This window comes from Pseudomonas sp. LBUM1659 (genome assembly GCF_059716045.1).
Map to the genome: position 1 here is coordinate 1168424 of NZ_CP166797.1, position 22577 is coordinate 1191000.

Here is a 22577-nt window from a genome sequence, read left to right on the forward strand (position 1 = left end):
GCCGACTGAAACTCAGTCATCGCGAGCAAGCTCGGCTCCTACACGGTGCGCGTGACTTTGCTCAAATGACGCGGTTGGTCCGGGTCCATGCCACGGGCGACCGCCAAACCGGCGGCCATGACATAGAAGCTCTGGATCGCCAGAATCGGATCGAGGGCCGGGTGTTCGGCGCGGGTCAGGGTGAGGTCGCGTTCGGCGATGTCATCCGGCGCGGCCAGTAAAACGCGGGCGCCGCGTTGGCGCATGTCGGCGGCGAGGCTCAGCAAACCGGCCTGCTCGGCACCGCGAGGGGCGAAGATCAGCAGCGGATAGTGTTCGTCGATCAAGGCCATCGGGCCGTGGCGGACTTCGGCGCTGCTGAACGCTTCCGCCTGGATTGCCGAGGTCTCCTTGAATTTCAGCGCCGCTTCCTGGGCGATGGCGAAACCAGCGCCGCGACCAATCACCATCAAGCGCTGGCAATCGCGAAGGGCGTCGATGGCCACGCTCCAATCCTGTTGCGCGGCGTCACGCAGACCTTCCGGCAGGGCGTTGCCGGCTTCGAGCATCTCCACGTCTTCTTTCCAGTGCGCGATCAGACGGGCGCTGGCGCTGAGCGTGGCGATGAAACTCTTGGTCGCGGCGACGCTGCTTTCCGTTCCGGCCAACAACGGCAGGCTGAATTCACACGCTGCTTCAAGTGGCGAACCTTCGGCATTGACCATGGAGATGCTCAAGGCGCCACGTTTGCGCAGCAGGCGCAGGCTGTTCACCAGATCCGGACTTTGCCCGGACTGCGAGAAGGCAAACGCCACCTGACCGCTGACCTTCAATGGCGCTTGCTGCATGGTCACCACCGACATTGGCAACGACGCCACCGGGATGCCCAACAGTTGCATGGTCAGGTAGGCGAAGTAACTGGCGGCGTGGTCGGAGCTGCCGCGCGCGACGGTCATCGCCACTTGCGGTGGCTGACGGCGCAGGCGTCCGGCGATCTCGACCATCTGCGGGTCGAGCTGTTGCAATTGGGCTTGCACAGCCTCGAACGAGGACAGCGCCTCTTCAAGCATTTTTGAAGTCAATGTCTTCTCCTTCGACCATGACGGCGGTCAGTGTGAGTGAGCGGTCCAGCCGCACGCAGTCGGCCCAACTGCCCGGTGTGAGGCGGCCACGTTCTTCAAGGCCGAGGTAATCGGCGGGGAATTGCGAAAGACGTTGCGAGGCCTCGGCAATCGGCAAACCGATCTTCACCAGATTGCGCAACGCCTGATCCATGGTCAGGGTGCTGCCAGCGAGGGTGCCGTCGGGCAAGCGCACGCCGCCCAGGCATTTGGTGACGGTGTGGCTGCCGAGCTTGTATTGACCGTCGGGCATGCCGGCGGCGGCGGTGGAGTCGGTGACGCAATACAGACACGGAATCGAGCGCAGGGCCACGCGGATTGCGCCGGGGTGTACGTGCAATAAATCCGGAATCAGCTCGGCGTACTTGGCGTGAGCCAGCGCCGCGCCGACGATGCCCGGCTCGCGGTGATGCAGCGGGCTCATGGCGTTATAGAGATGAGTGAAACTGCTCGCGCCGGCGGCCAGCGCCGCGACGCCTTCCTCGTAGCTGCCGAGGGTATGGCCGATCTGCATGCGCACGCCGCGAGCGCTGAGAGCGCGGATCAAGGCGTCATGGCCGGCGATTTCCGGGGCGATGGTGATCACCCGGATTGGCGCCAGCGTCAGGTATTCCTCGACTTCGGCCATCAACGCGGTGTGCGCGAAGTTCGGTTGAGCGCCGAGTTTTCCGGGGTTGATGTACGGGCCTTCGAGGTGTACGCCGAGTACCCGGGCGCTGCCTTTGGGGCGCGTCTCGCAGAACTGGCCGACGGCTTTGAGTACGCTGGAAATCTCTTCGCTCGGCGCGGTCATGGTGGTCGCCAGCAGCGACGTCGTACCGAAGCGCACGTGGGTTCGGGTGATGGTCTCGAAGGCGGTTGCGCCTTCCATGATGTCTTTGCCACCGCCGCCGTGAACGTGCAGGTCGATGAATCCCGGCAGTAGATAAGGCAGGTCATTGTCCGCCGGATCACAGGGCACGCCTTCAATCGACACGACTTTGCCGTGTTCGTGAATCAGCCGGCCGCGAACCCAGCCGTGGGCGGTGAGGATGTTGTCTTCGGTCATGATCGTTTTCCTGGCGCTTAGCGGCGAAGCTCTGCAACAAAGTCGTAGTAGTCGTTGCGGCAATAGGTGTCGGTGACTTCGATGGGCGTGTTGTCTTCCAGATAACCGACCCGGGTCATCAGCAACATGGCGGTGCCGGGGGCGATGCCGACCAGCGCGGCGAACTCGTCCGAGGCGTTGATTGCCTGGATGTGTTGCAGGGCGCGGACAATCGGTTTGCCGATGCCGTCGAGGTATTCGTAGAGGGAATCGCCTACGGCTTGCGGCTTGGGAATGATTGAGGCGGGCAGGGTGCTCATCTCGATCGCCATCACCGTGTCGTCGGCTTTGCGCAGACGTTTGAGCCGCGCGACCTTGTCGTTCGGCGAGAGGCCCAGGCGAATCAATTCTTCGTGGGTTGGCGGGGTGATTTCCCGTTCCAGCCATTGCGACCCCGGAACGAAGCCCTTGAGTCGCAGCATTTCGCTGAAGCCGGAGAGGCGCGACAGCGGTTGTTCCAAGCGTGGGGTGATGAACGTACCGGAACCCTGGTTGCGGCGGATCAGGCCTTGATCGAACAACACCTCCAACGCCTTGCGTGCGGTGACACGGGAGATGCCGAGCATTTCGCTGAGGCTGCGCTCTGACGGCATGGCTTGTTCGGCTTTCCACTGGCCGGCATGGATAGCCGCTTGCAGATTGCGCGCCAGTTGCAGGTACAACGGCGTGGGTTGAGTGTCGTCGGGGCGTAGGGCCTGGAGGTCATTCATGTAGGTTTGGTCCGATGCGGATGTAGGATTATTGTCGCCCGGTTGTGCGATGAAAACTAATACCACTTAAATACCATGTCAATGCCAGCGCTTTGTCGTGAGTGTGCACGGGCCCGTCCTGGTGAGCGGGTTCACAGGCTGCTGGATTGAAGTGGTATTAACGATGGCGGTTTTGAACGCAAAGATCGCAGTCTGTGGTGACGCTCGCTCGGGGAATTGGTATCACCCCGGCAGGCGTTGTCACAGCTGCGATCTTTTGAAATTATTTTTTTAGCTGGCGACCGAAGGTAGCGGTCAGGGACCAAATTTAGGGCAATGCCTCTGTGGCGAGGGAGCAAGCTCCCTCGACACCGTTACGGGCGGATTTCGATCATCGTGCCGTCCGGCACCAGGTTCCAGACTTCGCGCATGTCCATGTTGCGCATGGCGATGCAGCCGTCGGTCCAGTCCAGGGTGTGGAACAGGTCCTCAGGGTTGTCCTCGGTGTCCGGTGTTCCGTGGATCATGATCATGCCCCCGGGCTCGACACCCTCTCGGCGCGAACGGGCGGAGTCGCTGATGTTCGGGTAGGAGATGTGCATCGCCAGATTGAAGCGGTCGCTGACCTTGCGCCAGTCCACCCAATAGAGGCCTTCTGGCGTGCGTTTGTCACCTTCCATCAGTTTTGGGCCTTGGGGATGCTTGCCCAAGGATATGCGATAGGTCTTGAGCGGCTTGCCGTCATTGATCAATTGCAATTGGTGGGCGGATTTCAGGACCAGGATTTTTTCGATGACTCTGCCATTCAGTGTTTCCGCAACGGAAGCCTGTGACATGGCAACGAACGACAAGCAAAACAGGGCAAGCAACCAGCGCATTGAAACGATATCCCTAGAGGTGTCGGCTATTTTAGTTATAGATGTTTTAAGTGATGGCAAGCTGAGCAAGCGGCGGGATCGATTCGGACCGCACGGGGTAGAACTCGGTCCTCCGGTCAGCAAAGAAGCATTCTAGGGTACGGCCCACCGTGCGGAAAGCCAGGTCGGACCAAGGGATGTCAGCTTCTTCGAAAAGCTGCACTTCGAGGCTTTCGGGGCCGGCTGAAAAGTCCAGGTCCGCCAGCTCTGCGCGAAAGAATACATGCACCTGGCTGATGTGCGGCACGTCGATCAACGTATAGATACTCAGGTTGCGTACCCGGGCGCAGGCTTCTTCGGCGGTTTCGCGAATGGCCGCCTGCTCGATGGTTTCACCGTTTTCCATGAAACCGGCAGGCAGGGTCCAGTAACCGAGCCGTGGCTCGATGGCGCGTCGACACAGCAACACTTTCGAGCCCCAGGTTGCGACACAACCGGCGACGATGTTGGGGTTCTGGTAGTGAATCGTATGGCAGCTGTCGCAGACAAATCGCAGGCGCGAATCGCCTTCGGGAATGCGCTGGGTCACCGGGTTGCCGCACTGACTGCAAAATTTCATGCTTGGGTTCCTGAATGCTGCGCCTATCTTGGCGTGCAGCGGTGTCTGTCGGCAAGTTGTCGTTTAGCGACATGCAGTGGTTATGGGGTTGGGCGGTCGGTTCGATTGGTGCATGATGCATAGGGTCTGTTGACGTTTGCTGGCGAGCCGCGTTGCAGTGCCAACGTGTGCGAGGCAAGGCGCGGGATGCAGTGAATGGCTGTTCCCTTAGCAAATCCCGCAACGCAGCATCGCGCGCGTTGGCGCGCAACGCGGTCGTCAGTAAACGTCAACAGACCCTACGGCTAATAAATCGAGAAGTCTCATGCTGGACGAGCTACTGCATCGAGTAAGCAACCACACTCCACGCACGCTGGAAACCGACAAACGTTTCCCTGAAGCCGCGGTACTGGTGCCCATCACTCGCAGTGATGAACCGGAACTGGTTCTGACCCTGCGCGCCAGCGGGCTCTCGACCCATGGCGGTGAAGTGGCCTTTCCCGGCGGTCGACGCGATCCCGAGGACCCCGACCTGATTTTCACCGCGCTACGTGAGGCCGAAGAAGAAATCGGCCTGCCGCCGGGTCTGGTTGAAGTGATCGGCCCGCTTAGCCCGCTGATCTCATTGCACGGCATCAAGGTCACGCCTTATGTCGGGGTGATTCCGGATTTTGTCGAGTATCGGGCCAACGATGCCGAGATCGCTGCCGTCTTTAGTGTGCCGCTGGAATTCTTCCGCAAGGACCCGCGCGAACACACCCATCGCATCGATTATCAGGGCCGTAGCTGGTACGTGCCAAGTTACCGTTATGGTGAATTCAAAATCTGGGGCCTGACGGCGATTATGATCGTCGAGTTGATCAATCTGCTCTATGACGCGAAAATCAGCCTGCATCAACCGCCCAAGAGTTTTATCAACACCTGAAGCCATCGTTCGTATGGCGTGAACCGAGCTTTGTATGAGCCTGCCTGGCCTTGAGGACAACAAGAATGAAATATCGCCTGGGCGACGCCCGCGTCGAAACCCATCCGCAGAGCTGGGTCGCACCCAATGCCGTGCTGGTGGGCAAGGTCAAACTGGAAGAGGGCGCCAATGTCTGGTTCAACGCCGTGCTGCGGGGCGACAACGAACTGATCCTGATCGGCAAGAACAGCAATGTTCAGGACGGCACAGTGATGCACACCGACATGGGCTACCCGCTGACCATCGGCACCGGCGTAACCATTGGCCATAACGCCATGCTGCATGGCTGCACCGTGGGTGATTACAGCTTGATCGGTATAAACGCGGTCATTCTGAACGGCGCGAAAATTGGCAAAAACTGCATCATCGGCGCCAATTCGCTGATTGGCGAAGGCAAGGAGATTCCCGATGGTTCGCTGGTCATGGGCTCGCCGGGCAAAGTGGTGCGTGAACTGACTGAGCCGCAGAAAAAGATGCTGGAGGCCAGTGCCGCCCACTATGTGCATAACTCGCAGCGCTATGCCCGTGATCTGGTCGAGCAGGAAGAATGAGCACCACTGAACGACCGGTGCTATCGCCCTGCGTGAATATTTGCGCATTGGATGACGATGACATTTGCACCGGGTGTCAGCGCACGGTGGAAGAGATTACCCGCTGGAGCCGGATGACCAACGACGAGCGCCGCGCGGTGTTGGGGTTGTGCCATGAACGGGCCAAGTCCAGCGGCCTGGTCTGGATGATTGGAGCAAAATCGGATAAATGAGGTGCGGCCTTCGCGAGCAGGCTCGCTCCCACATTGACCGATGTTGTCCACGTTATTTGTGGCCGGCACTGAGCCAGTGTGGAAGCGAGCCTGCTCGCGAAAAGGCCATCACTGCCACCTCCGCTCTTGGTCCATCCTGTCTCCTGAAGTAATCTGTGCGCCAAATTGACAGGTATCCTCACGCCCCATGCTCTTCCTGATCGCCTACATCAGCAGCGTCGTGTTGATCAACTACGCCTTTTCCACCGCTCCTCACCTCGACATCATCTGGTCGGCCTGGGGTGGTCTGGTGTTCGTGCTCCGCGACATGGTGCAAACCCGCTTCGGCCACGGCGCCATAGTCGCGATGCTGGCCGCGCTGGTGCTGTCCTACGTCACCTCCGATCCGTCCATCGCGTTGGCCAGCGCCACCGCGTTCGCGGTGTCTGAGTGCATCGACTGGCTGGTATTCAGCATCACCAAACGCCCGTTGCACGACCGCCTGTGGATAAGTTCGGCGTTGAGCATTCCCCTCGATACCTTCATTTTCTTCGGCATGATCGACGCCTTCACCCCGGGTGTGATCCTCACCGCGATGGGTTCGAAGTTCGCAGGCGTGACCGCCGTGTGGCTGATCATGGCCTGGCGCTTGCGCAAACAGGCCATCGTCAGCTGAGCCAAACCCCTCGGTTCATGTAAAATGCCGCGCTTTCTCCCCATGGGAAGCGCGCATGTAGCCTGTACGGCCAGTTCGTTAGTTCAAGTTCGGATGCAGGAAGTCCATAGCCAAGGCGCTGTGGCGAGTCATAGCTTGCTATGGCGAGGAACAGCAACGCAGGAAATGGGCTTCCTGCGCCGAAATTGACTAACAGAACTGGCCACACAGGTTACTTTCGTCGCATCCCTCGATGATCCGCTTCTTGAGGACCTGAGATGACCCGTATCGGAACTCCATTGTCGCCAACCGCGACCCGCGTATTGCTGTGTGGCTGTGGTGAGCTGGGTAAGGAAGTGGTAATCGAGCTGCAACGCCTGGGCGTTGAAGTAATTGCCGTGGATCGTTATGCCCACGCGCCAGCCATGCAAGTCGCCCATCGCAGCCACGTGATCAACATGCTCGACGGCGCCGCCCTGCGAGCAGTGATCGAAGCCGAGAAGCCGCACTTCATCGTGCCGGAAATCGAGGCCATCGCCACCGCCACCCTGGTCGAACTGGAAGCCGAAGGCTTCACCGTGATCCCGACCGCGCGTGCCGCACAGCTGACCATGAACCGCGAAGGCATCCGTCGCCTGGCCGCCGAAGAGCTGGATCTGCCGACTTCGCCGTACCACTTCGCTGATACCTTTGAGGATTACAGCAAAGCAGTCGAAGACCTCGGTTTCCCGTGCGTGGTCAAGCCGGTGATGAGTTCCTCGGGCAAAGGCCAGAGCCTGTTGCGTAGCGCTGATGACGTCAAAACCGCGTGGGACTACGCGCAAGAGGGCGGTCGCGCCGGTAAAGGGCGTGTGATCATCGAAGGCTTCATCGACTTCGATTACGAAATCACCCTGCTGACCGTGCGTCATGTCGGTGGCACCACGTTCTGCGCGCCGGTCGGTCACCGTCAGGAGAAGGGCGATTATCAGGAATCCTGGCAGCCGCAAGCCATGAGCCCGATTGCTTTGGCTGAGTCCGAGCGCGTGGCCAAAGCTGTCACCGAGGCGTTGGGCGGTCGTGGTTTGTTTGGCGTCGAGTTGTTCATCAAAGGTGATCAGGTGTGGTTCAGCGAAGTCTCGCCGCGCCCGCATGACACTGGCCTGGTGACCCTGATCTCTCAGGACCTGTCGCAATTCGCGCTGCACGCGCGGGCGATTCTGGGCCTGCCGATTCCGTTGGTCCGCCAGTTCGGGCCTTCGGCTTCAGCGGTAATTCTGGTGGAAGGACAGTCGACCCAGACCGCTTTCGCCAATCTGGGTGCTGCGTTGAGCGAGCCGGACACGGCGTTGCGTCTGTTTGGCAAGCCAGAGGTGAATGGTCAGCGCCGGATGGGTGTGGCGTTGGCGCGGGATGAATCGATTGAATTGGCTCGCGCCAAGGCTACCCGTGCTTCTCAGGCTGTCGTGGCAGAGCTGTAACCGAGGCGCGGCTATCGCGGGCAAGCCCGGCTCCTACAGGGACGGAATGCGGTTCCTGTGGGAGCCGGGCTTGCCCGCGATGGCGATCTATCAGGCCACCCGATTCAAATCGTTGTTGCGGGTCTCTTTCAGGCACAGCACCGCAATCAAGCTCAGCACCGCAGCCCCCGACACATACCCGCCGACATAACTCAGCCCCCCCATCGCCACCAGTTTCTGCGCGAAGAACGGCGCCGCCGAGGCCCCGACGATCCCGCCCAGGTTGTACGCAGCCGATGCTCCGGTATAGCGAACATGGGTCGGAAACAGTTCAGGAAGCAACGCACCCATCGGCGCAAACGTCACGCCCATCAGAAACAATTCGATGCACAGGAACAGCGCCACGCCCCAGGTCGAACCTTGGGTCAGCAGCGGTTCCATCAAGAACCCGGACAGAATCGCTAACACGCCACCGATGATCAGCACCGGTTTGCGCCCGTAACGGTCGCTGGCCCACGCCGACAGTGGCGTGGCGGCGGCCATGAACAACACCGCGAAGCACAGCAAGGCGAGGAAGGTTTCACGGGTGTAGCCGAGGGTCGACACGCCATAACTCAGCGAAAACACCGTCGAGATGTAGAACAGCGCATAGCACACCACCATCGAGCCTGCGCCCAACAGCATTGGCGCCCAGTACTGGCTGAACAGTTCGACCAGCGGGATTTTCACCCGTTCCTGGCGGGCCATGGCATTGGCGAACACCAGGGTTTCGTGGAGCTTGAGGCGCACGTACAACCCGACCATCACCAGTACGGCACTGAGCAGGAATGGAATCCGCCAGCCCCATGAGCGGAATTGTTCGTCACTCAGGGTCATGGCCAGAGTCAGGAACAGCCCGTTTGCCGCCAGAAAACCAATTGAAGGGCCAAGCTGCGGGAACATGCCGAACCAGGCGCGTTTGCCTTTGGGCGCGTTCTCCGTGGCCAGCAGCGCCGCACCACCCCATTCACCGCCCAGCCCCAGGCCTTGGCCAAAGCGCAGCACGCAGAGCAGGATCGGCGCCCAGGCGCCAATGCTGTCGTAACCCGGTAACACGCCGATCAACGTGGTGCAGACGCCCATCAGCAGCAGCGAGGCGACGAGTGTTGATTTTCGCCCGATGCGGTCACCGAAGTGGCCGAACAGTGCAGAACCCAGCGGTCGCGCAAGAAAGGCGATGCCGAAGGTGAGGAACGCCGACAACATTTGAGCGGTGCCGGAGGTCTGCGGAAAGAACACCGGCCCGATCACCAGTGCAGCGGCAGTGGCGTAGACGTAGAAGTCGTAAAACTCGATGGCGGTGCCGATGAAACTCGCGGTGGCCACCCGGGTGGCGGAGTTCGTCGGTTGCGCAGGCGTGGTTTCGGTATAAGTCGTGCTGGTCGTCATGCGGTTATCCCTGACAGTCATGTGCCCCAGTGGAGCGAATTATTATGGTCGAACACCCAGGGATGTGGGTTTTGATGCGGAGTGCGGGTAGCACTGTGGTGCGGCGGGGCTTGGGTAAGCAAATCGATTATAGGAAGGTGCCTAACGATTCAACAAGGGGCTTTAGATAACGACTGGAAGCGAGCTGGTATGCCAGATCAGCACCCGTGTGACGCGGTTATCTTCCGTTTCCAGAATCTCCAGGCGATAGCGACCGATCTTCAGGCATACCGCGCTGTCCGGAATCGTCTCAAGGGCTTCGGTCACCAACCCGTTAAGGGTTTTCGGGCCATCGCTGGGCAGATGCCAGCCCAGGCTCTTGTTCAGTTCGCGAATCGACGCCGCGCCCTCGATCACCAGGCGTCCGTCGGCCTGAGGATGGATGTGCGGGTTGTCCAGGCTGTGCTGGCTTTCGAATTCGCCGACGATTTCTTCAAGAATGTCTTCCAGGGTGACGATACCGAGCACTTCACCGTACTCGTCGACCACCATGCCCAAGCGCCGCTGCTGCTTGTGGAAATTCAGCAGTTGCAGCTGTAGCGGAGTGCTTTCAGGGACGAAATAAGGGTCATGACTGGCCGCCCGCAGCGCTTCCAGGGTCAGGCTTGCATCAGGCAGCAAATGACGGATGTGTCGGGTGTTGAGGACCGCTTCGACCTGGTTGATGTCGCTGTGGAATACCGGCAGACGCGTGCGTTTGTTGTGGCGCAACTGCTCGATGATTTCTTCAATCGGGTCGTCGAGGTTGATGCCATCGACGTCACTGCGCGGCACCAGAATGTCGTTGACCGTGATGTTGTCCAGCGCGTGGATGCCGGACAGTGGGTGCGGGCGGCAGACGCTGTGGTCCTGATCGTCGTGCCGATCCGCCGGTGTTTCGTCTTCGCTCTGCTGCACCACTTTGACTTTGCGGGCGAACGGTCGCATCAGCAACTGGCTGAGGCCATTGAGCAGCCAGGCGGCCGGGTAGATGATTTTCAGTGGCGCGCCGAGCAAGGTGTTGCCCAGGTTCAGCACCGCGTCAGGATAGCGAGAGGCGAGGGTGCGCGGCAGGTAGTCGGCGAACACCAGAAGCGCGACGCCGGCGCCGAGGCAGGCGACCCATGGGCCGTTGCCCGCCCAGGTGAAAATCGCCAGTAACGTGCTGATGACCATGACCAGCGCACGGCACAGGGTATTGCAGAAGATCAGGCTGTTGAGTGGAAAGCTCAGCTTTGCCACCGGCTTGTCGCTCGAACGCGAGGCAGTCCGCTGGGCCAGCAACTGCTGTTGTGCCACTTCGATGGCGGTAAACAGCCCCGACCATAAAATCAGCAGGGCCAGTACCGCGAGCATCGGCCCTATGGGCAAGTCGTCCATTAATGCCGCTCGTCAGATATGGAGGATGTATTCACGAACCAGCTTGCTGCCGAAATACGCCAGCATCAGCAGGCAGAAACCGGCGAGGGTCCAGCGAATCGCCTTGTGTCCACGCCAGCCGAGGCGGTTACGGCCCCACAGCAGCACGCTGAAGACAATCCAGGCCAGGCACGCCAGCAGGGTTTTATGCACCAGGTGCTGGGCGAACAGGTTGTCGACAAACAGCCAGCCGGAGATCAACGACAACGATAGCAGGGTCCAGCCGGCCCAAAGGAAACCGAACAACAGGCTTTCCATGGTTTGCAGCGGCGGGAAGTTCTTGATCAGCCCTGACGGATGCTTGTGCTTGAGTTGGTGGTCTTGAACCAACAGTAACAAGGACTGGAACACCGCAATGGTGAACATGCCGTAAGCGAGGATCGACAAGAGTATATGGGCGAGGATACCCGGCTCTTCGTCGATGATCTGTACAGTGCCGGCCGGGGCGAACTGCGCCAGCAGCACGGTCGCGGCCCCCAGCGGGAACAGTAATATCAGCAGGTTTTCCACCGGGATCCGCGAGCAGGCCAGCAGGGTCAGCCCGATAACCGCAGCAGCAATCAGACTGGCGGCGCTGAAAAAGTCCAGGCCCAGACCGATCGGTGTCAGCAGGTGGGTAAACAGGCTGGCGCTGTGAGCCAGGACGGCCAGCACGCCGAGCGTGACAAGCAGGCGCTTGTTCGCCTTGGCGCCGGTGGCCAGACGAGAGCCCTGATAAAGAGTCGCAGCGGCATATAAGCAGGCGGCGGCGAGGGTGGTAAGCAAACTGGGTGACAAGGGGAGCATAAATCCTGTTAGGCAAGCCCGAAAGGCGCTGAGTTTGGCATAGAACCCCCGCCGCACGAAAGTGTGAGGTGTCCGCCAGACGCAGTCTTCGCTATAATCCGCGACCTGCCCACGCCGCAGGCTCGCCGAGCACATGTTTATTCCGGTCTGGGCCGCCATTATCCCGGTCTACACAGGGCCTGAAAGGATCGCGCAATGTTTGAAAACTTAACCGACCGTCTCTCGCAGACGCTGCGCCATGTCACCGGCAAAGCCAAGCTGACCGAAGACAACATCAAAGACACCCTGCGTGAAGTGCGCATGGCGTTGCTCGAAGCCGACGTCGCCTTGCCAGTGGTCAAAGACTTCGTCAATTCGGTCAAGGAACGCGCTGTCGGCACCGAGGTGTCGCGCAGCCTGACGCCGGGCCAGGCCTTTGTGAAGATCGTCCAGGCCGAACTCGAAAGCCTGATGGGCGCGGCCAACGAAGACCTTAACCTGAGCGCCGTTCCACCTGCCGTGATCCTGATGGCCGGTTTGCAGGGGGCGGGTAAGACCACCACCGCCGGCAAACTTGCGCGCTTTCTTAAAGAGCGCAAGAAGAAGTCGGTCATGGTCGTGTCCGCGGACGTTTACCGTCCGGCGGCAATCAAACAGCTGGAAATGCTCGCGGGTGAAGTCGGTGTTACTTTCTTCCCGTCCGACCTGAGCCAGAAGCCGGTCGACATCGCGCAAGCGGCTATTAAAGAAGCAAAACTGAAATTCATCGACGTGGTCATCGTCGATACCGCCGGTCGTTTGCACATCGACGAAGAGATGATGGGTGAGATCAAGGCGCTGCATGCCGCGATCAACCCGGTCGAAACCCTGTTCGTAGTTGACGCCATGACCGGCCAGGACGCCGCCAACACCGCCAAGGCGTTTGGTGATGCGCTGCCGCTGACCGGCGTGATCCTGACCAAGGTCGACGGCGATGCCCGTGGCGGTGCCGCCCTGTCGGTTCGCGCCATCACCGGCAAGCCGATCAAGTTCATCGGTATGGGCGAGAAGAGCGAAGCGCTCGATCCGTTCCACCCGGAGCGTATTGCTTCGCGCATCCTCGGCATGGGCGACGTGCTCAGCCTGATCGAACAAGCCGAAGCGACCCTCGACAAAGACAAGGCCGACAAACTGGCCAAGAAACTGAAGAAGGGCAAGGGCTTCGACCTCGAAGACTTCCGCGATCAGTTGCAACAAATGAAGAACATGGGCGGCCTCGGCGGCCTCATGGACAAACTGCCGAACATGGGCGGTGTGAACCTGGCGCAGATGGGCAATGCCCAGGGTGCGGCAGAAAAGCAATTCAAGCAGATGGAAGCCATCATCAACTCCATGACCCCGGCCGAGCGCCGCGACCCTGAGATGATCAGCGGTTCGCGCAAACGCCGGATCGCCATGGGTTCCGGCACTCAGGTGCAGGACATCGGTCGCTTGATCAAGCAGCACAAGCAGATGCAGAAGATGATGAAGAAATTCTCCGCCAAAGGCGGAATGGCCAAAATGATGCGCGGCATGGGCGGTATGTTGCCCGGCGGCGGCATGCCCAAGATGTAAAGAATTCGCGCAAGGGCTTGCTCTTGCGCAACCCCACAAGGAAGTGGGAACTCCAGCAAACCCGCACTTGGCGGGAGCTGACTGGCCGTTTTCAACGACGGCTCTATAGCAAATCTGGATGGCGTCCGATAGGCCGCCGGAAAAAGACATTTGCAAAAGTCCGGATATTCCTTAGAATATGCGGCCTTTCGGGCACCTATGCCCGCTGTGCCTTTAGATTTGCAGCACCGACTACAGGAACGATGTTCACATGCTAACAATCCGTCTTGCCCTTGGCGGCTCCAAAAAGCGCCCGTTTTACCACTTGACCGTAACCGACAGCCGCAACCCGCGCGACGGTTCGCACAAGGAACAGGTTGGTTTCTTCAACCCTGTTGCTCGTGGTCAAGAAGTCCGTCTGTCCGTGAACCAAGAGCGCGTAGCCTACTGGCTGAGCGTTGGTGCACAACCTTCTGAGCGTGTTGCTCAGTTGTTGAAGGACTCGGCTAAGGCTGCGGCCTGAGCAATATGAACGCGACGCCAGCTGTTGCTGATGATTTGATCGTTATCGGCAAAATTTATTCGGTTCATGGCGTTCGCGGCGAAGTGAAGGTGTATTCCTTTACTGATCCGACAGAAAACCTGTTGCAGTACAAAACCTGGACGCTCAAGCGCGAAGGCAATGTGAAACAGGTCGAGCTGGTCAGCGGACGCGGGAACGACAAGTTCCTGGTCGCAAAGCTCAAGGGTCTTGATGACCGTGAAGAAGCTCGTCTTCTGGCCGGTTATGAGATCTGCGTGCCGCGCAACCTGTTCCCTGAATTGACCGACGGCGAGTACTACTGGTACCAGCTGGAAGGTCTGAAGGTTATTGATCAACTCGGGCAACTGCTCGGGAAAATCGATCATCTTCTGGAAACCGGCGCCAATGATGTAATGGTGGTCAAGCCTTGCGCTGGCAGCCTGGATGATCGCGAACGCCTGTTGCCCTATACGGAGCAATGCGTGTTGGCTGTCGATCTGGCGGCAGGCGAGATGAAGGTGGATTGGGACGCGGACTTCTAAGCGTGGCTAACTTGCGCGTAGAAGTGATCAGTTTGTTTCCCGAGATGTTCTCCGCCATCAGCGAGTACGGCATCACCAGTCGGGCGGTGAAACAGGGGCTCTTGCAGCTCACCTGTTGGAACCCGCGAGACTACACGACGGATCGACATCACACTGTGGATGATCGCCCATTTGGCGGTGGTCCGGGCATGGTGATGAAGATCAAGCCCCTGGAAGATGCACTGGTTCAGGCCAAGGCAGCAGCCGGGGAGGCGGCGAAGGTAATTTACCTGTCCCCCCAAGGCCGTCAACTGACTCAGTCGGCGGTACGCGAGTTGGCGAATCTGGATGCATTGATCCTGATTGCCGGCCGCTATGAAGGCATTGACGAGCGATTTATTGAAGCTCATGTCGATGAAGAGTGGTCGATTGGCGACTATGTACTGTCTGGCGGCGAGCTGCCGGCGATGGTCCTGATCGATGCGGTTACACGACTGCTGCCTGGAGCTTTAGGGCATGCGGACTCCGCCGAGGAAGATTCCTTTACGGATGGTCTGCTGGATTGCCCGCACTACACCCGACCGGAGGTGTATGCGGATCAGCGTGTTCCCGACGTGTTGCTAAGTGGCAATCACGCGCATATCCGGCGTTGGCGTTTACAGCAGTCCCTTGGTAGGACCTTTGAACGACGCGCCGATCTTCTGGAAAGCCGCTCGCTTTCTGGAGAAGAGAAGAAGCTGCTCGAGGAATACATCCACGAGCGGGACGATAGTTAACAACGTATCGATGGTAGATCCGACGATTTACCTTAGGAGCACAGCATGACTAACAAAATCATCCTTGCACTCGAAGCAGAGCAGATGACCAAAGAGATCCCTACCTTTGCCCCGGGCGACACCATTGTCGTTCAGGTGAAAGTGAAGGAAGGCGACCGTTCGCGTCTGCAAGCGTTCGAAGGTGTTGTTATCGCCAAGCGTAACCGCGGCGTAAACAGTGCTTTCACCGTTCGTAAAATCTCCAACGGTGTTGGCGTAGAGCGTACTTTCCAGACCTACAGCCCGCAAATCGACAGCATGGCCGTTAAACGTCGCGGTGACGTACGTAAAGCCAAGCTGTACTACCTGCGTGACCTGTCCGGTAAAGCAGCTCGCATCAAGGAAAAACTGGCTTAAGTCCAGCTTCCGATGCAGAAAAAAGCAGCCTGCGGGCTGCTTTTTTGTTGCCTGCGATTTATGCCGGCAATGGTTCCGCGAGTGCGCGTGCTATGAAAGACTGTCCACCACTTTTTAGTCGTTCCCTGCCTGCCTGAGCCTGTATGCCTGCCATTGATCATCCACTGATAGACCAATTCCTCGACGCCCTCTGGCTGGAAAAAGGCCTTTCCGACAACACTCGCGATGCCTATCGCAGCGACCTGGCCTTGTTCAACGGTTGGCTGCAGGAGAGGGGGTTGGAACTGGTCAACGCCGGACGGGAGTTGATCCTCGATCACTTGGCCTGGCGTCTGGAGCAGAACTACAAACCCCGTTCCACGGCGCGATTCCTCTCTGGTGTGCGTGGGTTCTATCGCTACTTGCTGCGGGAAAAGTTGATCGCCGTAGATCCGACCTTGCGCGTAGACATGCCGCAGCTGGGTAGGCCGTTGCCAAAATCCCTGTCGGAAGCCGACGTCGAAGCCTTGCTCAAGGCGCCGGATTTGAGTGAGGCCATCGGCCAGCGTGACCGCGCCATGCTCGAAGTGCTTTATGCCTGTGGTTTGCGGGTGACAGAGCTGATCAGCCTGACGCTCGAACAGGTCAATTTGCGCCAGGGTGTGCTTAGGGTTATGGGCAAGGGCAGCAAGGAGCGGCTGGTGCCGATGGGTGAGGAGGCGATTGTCTGGGTCGAGCGCTACATGCGCGACGCCCGTGGCGAGTTGCTCGGCGGGCGTCCCAGCGATGTACTGTTCCCCAGCCTGCGGGGCGAGCAGATGACCCGCCAGACCTTCTGGCATCGCATCAAGCACCAGGCCAAAGTCGCCGGGATCGGCAAGTCGCTGTCGCCGCACACCTTGCGCCACGCTTTCGCGACGCACCTGCTCAACCACGGCGCCGACTTGCGTGTGGTGCAAATGCTGCTTGGCCACAGTGATTTGTCGACGACCCAGATCTACACTCATGTCGCCCGTGCACGCTTGCAGGACCTGCATGCCAAGCATCACCCCAGAGGCTGAACAAAATCCCTGTAGGAGTGAGCCTGCTCGCGATGGCGGTCTGTTAGTCACCGCTGTGTTGTCAGGACTACCGCTATCGCGAGCAGGCTCACTCCTTGTTCTTCGGTGCTCTCAAAATCTCTGGCGACAGGCGCATTCGGCCACAAGGACCATATGTGGTAGGCTTTGCCGGTTTGCACGATGGGCGGTTATGACCCGGTGTTTCGGTACGGGCGTTCTGATCGTTTCATTTGTCCGCCTTCAGGAGTTCTCATGCGTCTGACCCAGATTTTCGCCGCCGCTGCCATTGCGTTGGTCAGCACCTTTGCCGTCGCCGATGACGCGGCCGACAAAGCCATTCGTAAAAGCCTGGAAAACCTCCAGCTCGACGTGCCCGTCGAAACCATCACGGCCAGCCCGCTGCCAGGGATGTATGAAGTCAAACTCAAGGGCAGCCGCGTGTTGTATGCCAGCGCCGACGGCCAGTACGTGGTTCAGGGCTACCTGTTCCAGCTCAAGGATGGTAAACCGGTCAACCTGACCGAGAAGACCGAGCGTCTTGGCGTTTCCAAACTGGTCAATGACATTCCTGTCGCGGAAACCGTGGTGTATCCGGCCATCGGCGAAACCAAGTCGCACATTACCGTGTTCACCGACACCACCTGCCCGTACTGCCACAAACTGCACGCCGAAGTGCCTGAGCTGAACAAGCGCGGCATCGAAGTTCGTTATGTTGCGTTCCCGCGCCAGGGCCTGGGCTCGCCGGGTGACGAACAGCTGCAAGCGGTCTGGTGCTCGAAAGACAAGAAAGCGGCCATGGACAAAATGGTCGATGGCAAGGAAATCAAGGCCGCCAAGTGCGATAACCCGGTATCCAAGCAGTTCGCCCTCGGTCAATCGATTGGCGTGACCGGCACACCGGCCATCGTTTTGGCCGACGGTCAGGTCATTCCGGGCTACCAGCCTGCGCCACAAGTCGCCAAACTGGCACTGAGCGCGAAGTAAATTCGTATCGTCACGGTCAGCCGTTGACGATCATGGTCCGGCAGCATCATCGCCGTGCCATTAATAGGGAACCGCGAGCACGCGGTTGTTTTCACGGCCGACCTTGAGTCGGCCGTTTTATGGGGAGTTCACAGTGAAACCGGTCAAAGTAGGCATCTGTGGGTTAGGAACCGTCGGTGGCGGTACCTTCAACGTACTTCAGCGCAACGCCGAGGAAATTGCTCGTCGTGCCGGGCGTGGAATCGAAGTGGCACAAATTGCCATGCGCACGCCAAAGCCTCAGTTCCAGACGACCGGTATTGCGATTACCAACGATGTCTTCGAAGTGGCCACGAACCCTGAGATCGACATCGTTATAGAGCTGATGGGCGGCTACACCGTTGCCCGCGAGCTGGTACTCAAGGCCATCGAGAATGGCAAGCATGTGGTCACCGCGAACAAGGCACTGATTGCCGTTCACGGTAATGAAATTTTCGCCAAGGCTCGCGAGAAAGGCGTGATTGTGGCGTTCGAAGCGGCTGTGGCCGGCGGCATTCCGGTGATCAAGGCGATCCGCGAAGGCCTGTCTGCCAACCGCATCAACTGGGTCGCCGGGATCATCAACGGCACCGGCAACTTCATCCTCACCGAAATGCGTGAAAAGGGCCGAACCTTCGAAGACGTGCTGGCCGAGGCGCAAGCCCTGGGTTACGCCGAAGCCGATCCGACCTTCGACGTTGAAGGCATCGACGCAGCCCACAAGCTGACGATCCTGGCCTCCATTGCGTTCGGTATCCCGCTGCAATTCGACAAGGCCTATACCGAAGGCATCACCAAGCTGACCACCGCTGACGTGAACTACGCCGAAGCGCTGGGCTACCGCATCAAGCACCTCGGCGTGGCACGCAGCACCGCGGCCGGTATCGAACTGCGCGTACACCCGACGCTGATCCCTGCCGATCGCCTGATCGCCAACGTCAACGGCGTGATGAACGCGGTCATGGTCAATGGCGACGCTGCCGGTTCGACCCTGTTCTACGGCGCGGGTGCTGGCATGGAGCCAACCGCTTCGTCGGTGATCGCCGACCTGGTGGACGTGGTTCGCGCCATGACCTCCGACCCGGAAAACCGCGTACCGCACCTGGCCTTCCAGCCGGATTCGCTGTCGGCGCACCCGATCCTGCCGATCGAATCCTGCGAAAGCGCCTACTACCTGCGCATTCAGGCCAAGGACCATCCGGGCGTGTTGGCCCAGGTGGCGAGCATCCTGTCGGAGCGTGGCATCAACATCGAATCGATCATGCAGAAAGAAGTGGAAGAACATGACGGTCTGGTGCCGATGATCCTGCTGACTCATCGTGTGCTGGAACAGCACATGAACGACGCGATAGCCGCCCTTGAAGCGTTGACCGGTGTTGTCGGTCCGGTTGTACGGATCCGCGTCGAGCACCTGAACTAAGTCGTTTTTGTTCACCGGGCGTTGTTATAGCGCCCGGGTTTTCGAACACTGTCCATTGGAGCCAGTCATGCGTTATATCAGTACCCGCGGCCAGGCACCGGCCCTGAATTTCGAAGATGTCCTGCTGGCCGGTCTCGCCACCGACGGCGGTTTGTACGTCCCGGAAAACCTGCCACGTTTCACCCAGGAAGAAATAGCTTCCTGGGCTGGCCTGGCGTATCACGAACTGGCCTTCCGGGTGATGCGCCCGTTCGTGACCGGCAGCATTCCCGATGCCGATTTCAAAAAGATTCTCGAAGAAACGTACGGTGTGTTCTCGCACAACGCCGTCGCGCCACTGCGTCAGTTGAACGGCAACGAATGGGTGCTGGAGCTGTTCCACGGCCCGACCCTGGCGTTTAAAGACTTCGCCCTGCAACTGCTCGGTCGCCTGCTCGACTACGTGCTGGAAAAGCGCGGCGAGCGTGTGGTGATTGTCGGCGCTACTTCCGGTGATACCGGTTCGGCCGCCATCGAAGGCTGCAAGCATTGCGAAAACGTCGACATCTTCATCCTGCACCCGCACAACCGCGTGTCCGAAGTGCAGCGTCGGCAGATGACCACCCTTTTCGGCGAGAACATCCACAACATCGCCATCGAAGGCAACTTCGATGACTGCCAGGAAATGGTCAAGGCGAGCTTCGCTGACCAGAGCTTCCTCAAAGGTACGCGACTGGTCGCGGTGAACTCGATCAATTGGGCGCGGATCATGGCCCAGATCGTCTACTACTTTCACGCAGCCCTGCAGCTTGGTGGCCCGGCACGTTCGGTATCGTTCTCGGTGCCAACCGGCAACTTCGGCGATATCTTCGCCGGTTACCTGGCGCGCAACATGGGCCTGCCGATCAACCAGTTGATCGTCGCCACCAACCGCAACGACATCCTGCACCGCTTCATGAGCGGCAACCAGTACGTCAAGGAAACCCTGCACGCCACGCTGTCGCCGTCGATGGACATCATGGTGTCGTCGAACTTCGAGCGCCTGCTGTTCGACCTGCACGGTCGCAACGGTGCCGCGATTGCCGGGCTGATGGACAGCTTCAAGCAAGGTGGCGGTTTCAGCGTCGAAGAGGAGCGCTGGACCGAAGCCCGCAAACTGTTTGATTCGCTGGCCGTGGACGACGAGCAAACCTGCGAAACCATCGCCGAAGTGTACGAGCAAACCGGCGAGCTGCTGGACCCGCACACCGCCATCGGCGTGAAAGCGGCGCGCGAGTGCCGTCGCAGTCTGGATATTCCAATGGTGATTCTCGGCACAGCGCATCCGGTCAAATTCCCGGACGCGGTGGAGAAGGCTGGCGTAGGAAAAGCGCTTGAGATCCCTGCACATCTTTCTGATTTGTTTGAGAGAGATGAGCGTTGCACCGTGTTGCCAAACGACCTGAAAGCCGTGCAGGCCTTTGTCAGTCAGCATGGCAACCGCGGCAAGCCCTTGTAACCGGTAAAAGCTGTCACATTTTGAAGCCCGTCTCCTGACGGGCTTTCTCATTTCTGCGTGCCACACTTGTCGCGTTTTCACCCATGAGGAAAGGGTGAGTTGATCACGAAGGAAGTGGCAATGCGGTTTTGTAGAGGGTTCAAACCAGCCGTGTGCTGGGTGTTTTTGGTAAGCGCCATCGGCTTGGTTCAAACGGCGCTGTCAGCACAATTGGCGATTCCCGAGGCAAAGGGCTCTGTCACTGGCGCGATGATCGAGCTGGATGCCCAAGAAAAAAAATGGATGGCCGAACACCCCCAGGTTGTCGTCGCATCGACGCAATACCCGCTGTATCTGTTCAAGGATGAGCACGGCCAATGGAGCGGTTTGAACAATGATGTCCTCAACCGCATCAGTGCGATGACGGGGTTGCAGTTTGTCCACGAAGAGTCGTTCTCCAACGCCCAGTTGCTTGAAAGACTGGAGAGCGGCGCGGCGGACATGAGTACGACGCTGGCGATGAACGACGAGCGCAAGACGTTCCTGGATTTCAGTCATGCATTCGGTGGGGCGGGGTGGGTGTTTGTCGGGCAGGCGGGAGTGCCTGAGGTCCAGTCTCTGGAGCAACTGATGAAAAGGGTGCTGGTGCTGCCGGCCAGGCACGCGCTGGAGTCGATGATTCTTCGTGACTATCCGTCCATCGAGCTACGTTCTGTCAAAACGTATGCCGAGGCCCGTGCGCTAGTCGAGAGCGGCGAAGCTTACGCGACCATCGAAAACGAAACCGGCGCGCAGCTCTTTCCATTGGGGCAGCTTAAGGTGGGGCGTACGATTGAGGGCAAATGGGAAGCGGACTACCTGACGATACGCAAAGGTCAGCCGCAGTTGCTGAGCATCCTCAACAAGGCGCTTGAGGCATTTCCGCCTGCCGAGTTACGCGCCATTCGCTTGAAGTGGCTCAACGGAATCGGCCCGGTGCGTGCGCCGACTGCCTGGCAACGGTTTACCCAGTGGGGTTGCTGGGGCGCTTGCATCGTCAGCGTGTTCGGTCTGTTGTCCTTGCTCTGGAATCGACGTCTGGCGGTGTTGATCCAGCAACGTCTGAAGGCCGAGAAAAGTCTCAGCGATCAACTGGCCTTCCAGCACGCGTTGATGGACGCGATGCCCGATCCGATGTTTGTGCGTGATCTGGAAGGGCGGATGGTCATGTGCAACAAGAGTTATGAAGAAGGCTTGTCGACCCGTTTCGATCAGGTTCAGGGGCGACAGTTGATCGAACTCGACCTTCTGCCCAAAGCGACCGCCGAACAGTTGCATGCCGAATTTATCGCCCAACTTGCCACGCGCAAGCCCCAATTCATTGAACGTCAATTGATGTTCCACAATGGCGTCAGGAACGTTTACCAATGGACGGTGCCGTTCTACAGCGCCGACGGCCAATTGCGAGGTTTGTTGGGAGGCTGGACCGACAGAAGCCGGCGAAGAGGAGAATGAAGCCGTTGTTTTCTCCTTGTCATCTTCGCGGTGCATGCTCTATCAACCAGAGGCGCCGACGCGCCTGCACCTGAAATCCAGAACTTTCTTCTCGGACCAGTGGTCATTAATTGTGAGCAGGCCCCAAGCACTTTGTTTTCGGACTATTGAGTGGTGATCGAGATGGAAAGTATCAGTCTATTGCTCGGTGAGGCGCTGAGCCCCTATCAGGTCACACTGACCCCGTCGGGCGCCCTGGGTGAATGCCTGGTGACACTGAAGAATACGACGGGCGCGATTGTCGTCGAACGGGCCTTCAATCAGGATCAGCTGACCGATAAACGTCTGCTGACCGACGTCGTCGATGGATTGCACCGCGACGTGCTCATTGCCGAAGGACGGCTGGAGCCCTGTGTCATCGCGGCGTTGCGCAATGCGGCCCAGGACAAAATCCTGGCCAGCCGAAATTGAAGTGATTTTTGTGGGAACCTTCCTGCGCCAAGGTCAGTCAGACCCCATAACGGCAAGATCAAGCATTGTGCTCCGGTGCTTGTAGCTTGCTGCTACGGGTCTTTATGTAGGCTACGTTTGACCCCGAGTCGTCTTCCCACTTCTCGGGGTTTCTTTTTGCCTGCGA

24 protein-coding genes are annotated in these 22577 nt (G+C 59.1%); 16 read left to right on the forward strand and 8 right to left on the reverse strand.

Annotation, left to right across the window (positions count from 1 at the left end):
* Window positions 1–38 precede the first annotated feature (38 nt).
* The 5 genes from ACA048_RS05120 to ACA048_RS05140 form a co-directional block, all read right to left on the reverse strand.
* Window positions 39–1061: an SIS domain-containing protein gene (locus tag ACA048_RS05120; protein WP_497628202.1), complete on the reverse strand. Its 1023-nt coding sequence runs from the start codon at window positions 1059–1061 to the stop codon at window positions 39–41.
* Window positions 1042–2148, reverse strand: a complete 1107-nt coding sequence (gene nagA / locus ACA048_RS05125; protein ID WP_497628203.1) for an N-acetylglucosamine-6-phosphate deacetylase — start codon at window positions 2146–2148, stop codon at window positions 1042–1044. The genes ACA048_RS05120 and nagA overlap by 20 nt, the downstream gene beginning before the upstream one ends.
* A gap of 17 nt (window positions 2149–2165) precedes the next feature.
* The gene (locus ACA048_RS05130) at window positions 2166–2897 is read right to left on the reverse strand and encodes a GntR family transcriptional regulator (RefSeq protein ID WP_497628204.1); all 732 of its coding nucleotides are present in this window, start codon (window positions 2895–2897) and stop codon (window positions 2166–2168) included.
* Between the two features lie 353 nt (window positions 2898–3250).
* Window positions 3251–3754, reverse strand: coding sequence for a L,D-transpeptidase family protein (locus tag ACA048_RS05135; RefSeq protein ID WP_497628205.1), 504 nt, complete (start codon window positions 3752–3754; stop codon window positions 3251–3253).
* Window positions 3755–3800: 46 nt separating this feature from the next.
* The gene (locus tag ACA048_RS05140) at window positions 3801–4352 is read right to left on the reverse strand and encodes an NUDIX hydrolase (RefSeq protein WP_497628206.1); all 552 of its coding nucleotides are present in this window, start codon (window positions 4350–4352) and stop codon (window positions 3801–3803) included.
* A 304-nt stretch (window positions 4353–4656) separates the two neighbouring features.
* Between ACA048_RS05140 and ACA048_RS05145 the strand changes: the two genes are divergently transcribed.
* The 5 genes from ACA048_RS05145 (at window position 4657) to purT (ending at window position 8152) form a co-directional block, all read left to right on the forward strand.
* Complete coding sequence (locus tag ACA048_RS05145) at window positions 4657–5256, forward strand: CoA pyrophosphatase (protein ID WP_452625070.1); 600 nt, start codon at window positions 4657–4659, stop codon at window positions 5254–5256.
* Between the two features lie 65 nt (window positions 5257–5321).
* Window positions 5322–5846, forward strand: coding sequence for a gamma carbonic anhydrase family protein (locus ACA048_RS05150; protein ID WP_007954617.1), 525 nt, complete (start codon window positions 5322–5324; stop codon window positions 5844–5846).
* Entirely contained in the window at window positions 5843–6058 is a 216-nt protein-coding gene (locus ACA048_RS05155; protein WP_497628207.1) for a DUF1289 domain-containing protein, read from the forward strand. The genes ACA048_RS05150 and ACA048_RS05155 overlap by 4 nt, the downstream gene beginning before the upstream one ends.
* A 187-nt stretch (window positions 6059–6245) precedes the next feature.
* A complete protein-coding gene (locus ACA048_RS05160) occupies window positions 6246–6713 on the forward strand; it encodes a preQ0 transporter (protein ID WP_497628208.1) in 468 nt (155 codons plus the stop codon).
* A gap of 257 nt (window positions 6714–6970) precedes the next feature.
* On the forward strand, window positions 6971–8152 hold the full coding sequence (gene purT, locus ACA048_RS05165; protein ID WP_497628209.1) for a formate-dependent phosphoribosylglycinamide formyltransferase: 1182 nt from the start codon (window positions 6971–6973) through the stop codon (window positions 8150–8152).
* A gap of 90 nt (window positions 8153–8242) precedes the next feature.
* Here purT and ACA048_RS05170 read toward each other — a convergent pair whose 3' ends face one another.
* The 3 genes from ACA048_RS05170 to ACA048_RS05180 all read right to left on the reverse strand — a co-directional run bounded on the left by ACA048_RS05170 (window position 8243) and on the right by ACA048_RS05180 (window position 11782).
* Window positions 8243–9559, reverse strand: coding sequence for an MFS transporter (locus ACA048_RS05170; RefSeq protein WP_497628210.1), 1317 nt, complete (start codon window positions 9557–9559; stop codon window positions 8243–8245).
* Window positions 9560–9721: 162 nt separating this feature from the next.
* Window positions 9722–10957 (reverse strand): transporter associated domain-containing protein, encoded by a 1236-nt coding sequence (locus ACA048_RS05175; RefSeq protein WP_497628211.1) that lies wholly within the window; start codon window positions 10955–10957, stop codon window positions 9722–9724.
* 12 nt (window positions 10958–10969) lie between these two features.
* On the reverse strand, window positions 10970–11782 hold the full coding sequence (locus ACA048_RS05180; RefSeq protein WP_497628212.1) for a cytochrome C assembly family protein: 813 nt from the start codon (window positions 11780–11782) through the stop codon (window positions 10970–10972).
* A 195-nt stretch (window positions 11783–11977) separates the two neighbouring features.
* Between ACA048_RS05180 and ffh the strand changes: the two genes are divergently transcribed.
* The 11 genes from ffh to ACA048_RS05235 all read left to right on the forward strand — a co-directional run bounded on the left by ffh (window position 11978) and on the right by ACA048_RS05235 (window position 22411).
* Window positions 11978–13354: a signal recognition particle protein gene (ffh, locus tag ACA048_RS05185; protein WP_034149000.1), complete on the forward strand. Its 1377-nt coding sequence runs from the start codon at window positions 11978–11980 to the stop codon at window positions 13352–13354.
* Window positions 13355–13604: 250 nt separating this feature from the next.
* Window positions 13605–13856 carry a 30S ribosomal protein S16 gene (rpsP, locus tag ACA048_RS05190; protein WP_045059142.1) on the forward strand — a complete coding sequence of 84 codons (252 nt, stop codon included), beginning with the start codon at window positions 13605–13607 and terminating at the stop codon, window positions 13854–13856.
* Between the two features lie 5 nt (window positions 13857–13861).
* Window positions 13862–14398, forward strand: coding sequence for a ribosome maturation factor RimM (rimM, locus tag ACA048_RS05195; protein ID WP_007944873.1), 537 nt, complete (start codon window positions 13862–13864; stop codon window positions 14396–14398).
* Window positions 14399–14400: 2 nt separating this feature from the next.
* The gene (gene trmD / locus ACA048_RS05200) at window positions 14401–15153 is read left to right on the forward strand and encodes a tRNA (guanosine(37)-N1)-methyltransferase TrmD (RefSeq protein ID WP_123365748.1); all 753 of its coding nucleotides are present in this window, start codon (window positions 14401–14403) and stop codon (window positions 15151–15153) included.
* 45 nt (window positions 15154–15198) lie between these two features.
* Complete coding sequence (gene rplS, locus ACA048_RS05205; protein WP_003175895.1) at window positions 15199–15549, forward strand: 50S ribosomal protein L19; 351 nt, start codon at window positions 15199–15201, stop codon at window positions 15547–15549.
* 143 nt (window positions 15550–15692) lie between these two features.
* Window positions 15693–16589 (forward strand): site-specific tyrosine recombinase XerD, encoded by an 897-nt coding sequence (xerD, locus tag ACA048_RS05210; RefSeq protein WP_497628213.1) that lies wholly within the window; start codon window positions 15693–15695, stop codon window positions 16587–16589.
* Window positions 16590–16841: 252 nt separating this feature from the next.
* On the forward strand, window positions 16842–17573 hold the full coding sequence (gene dsbC / locus ACA048_RS05215; protein ID WP_497628214.1) for a bifunctional protein-disulfide isomerase/oxidoreductase DsbC: 732 nt from the start codon (window positions 16842–16844) through the stop codon (window positions 17571–17573).
* A 133-nt stretch (window positions 17574–17706) separates the two neighbouring features.
* Window positions 17707–19011 (forward strand): homoserine dehydrogenase, encoded by a 1305-nt coding sequence (locus ACA048_RS05220; RefSeq protein WP_452625077.1) that lies wholly within the window; start codon window positions 17707–17709, stop codon window positions 19009–19011.
* 67 nt (window positions 19012–19078) lie between these two features.
* Window positions 19079–20488: a threonine synthase gene (gene thrC, locus ACA048_RS05225; RefSeq protein ID WP_497628215.1), complete on the forward strand. Its 1410-nt coding sequence runs from the start codon at window positions 19079–19081 to the stop codon at window positions 20486–20488.
* 120 nt (window positions 20489–20608) lie between these two features.
* The gene (locus ACA048_RS05230; RefSeq protein ID WP_497628216.1) at window positions 20609–21961 is read left to right on the forward strand and encodes a transporter substrate-binding domain-containing protein; all 1353 of its coding nucleotides are present in this window, start codon (window positions 20609–20611) and stop codon (window positions 21959–21961) included.
* A 162-nt stretch (window positions 21962–22123) separates the two neighbouring features.
* The gene (locus tag ACA048_RS05235; RefSeq protein ID WP_497628217.1) at window positions 22124–22411 is read left to right on the forward strand and encodes a DUF3509 domain-containing protein; all 288 of its coding nucleotides are present in this window, start codon (window positions 22124–22126) and stop codon (window positions 22409–22411) included.
* The last annotated feature ends 166 nt before the right edge of the window (window positions 22412–22577 follow it).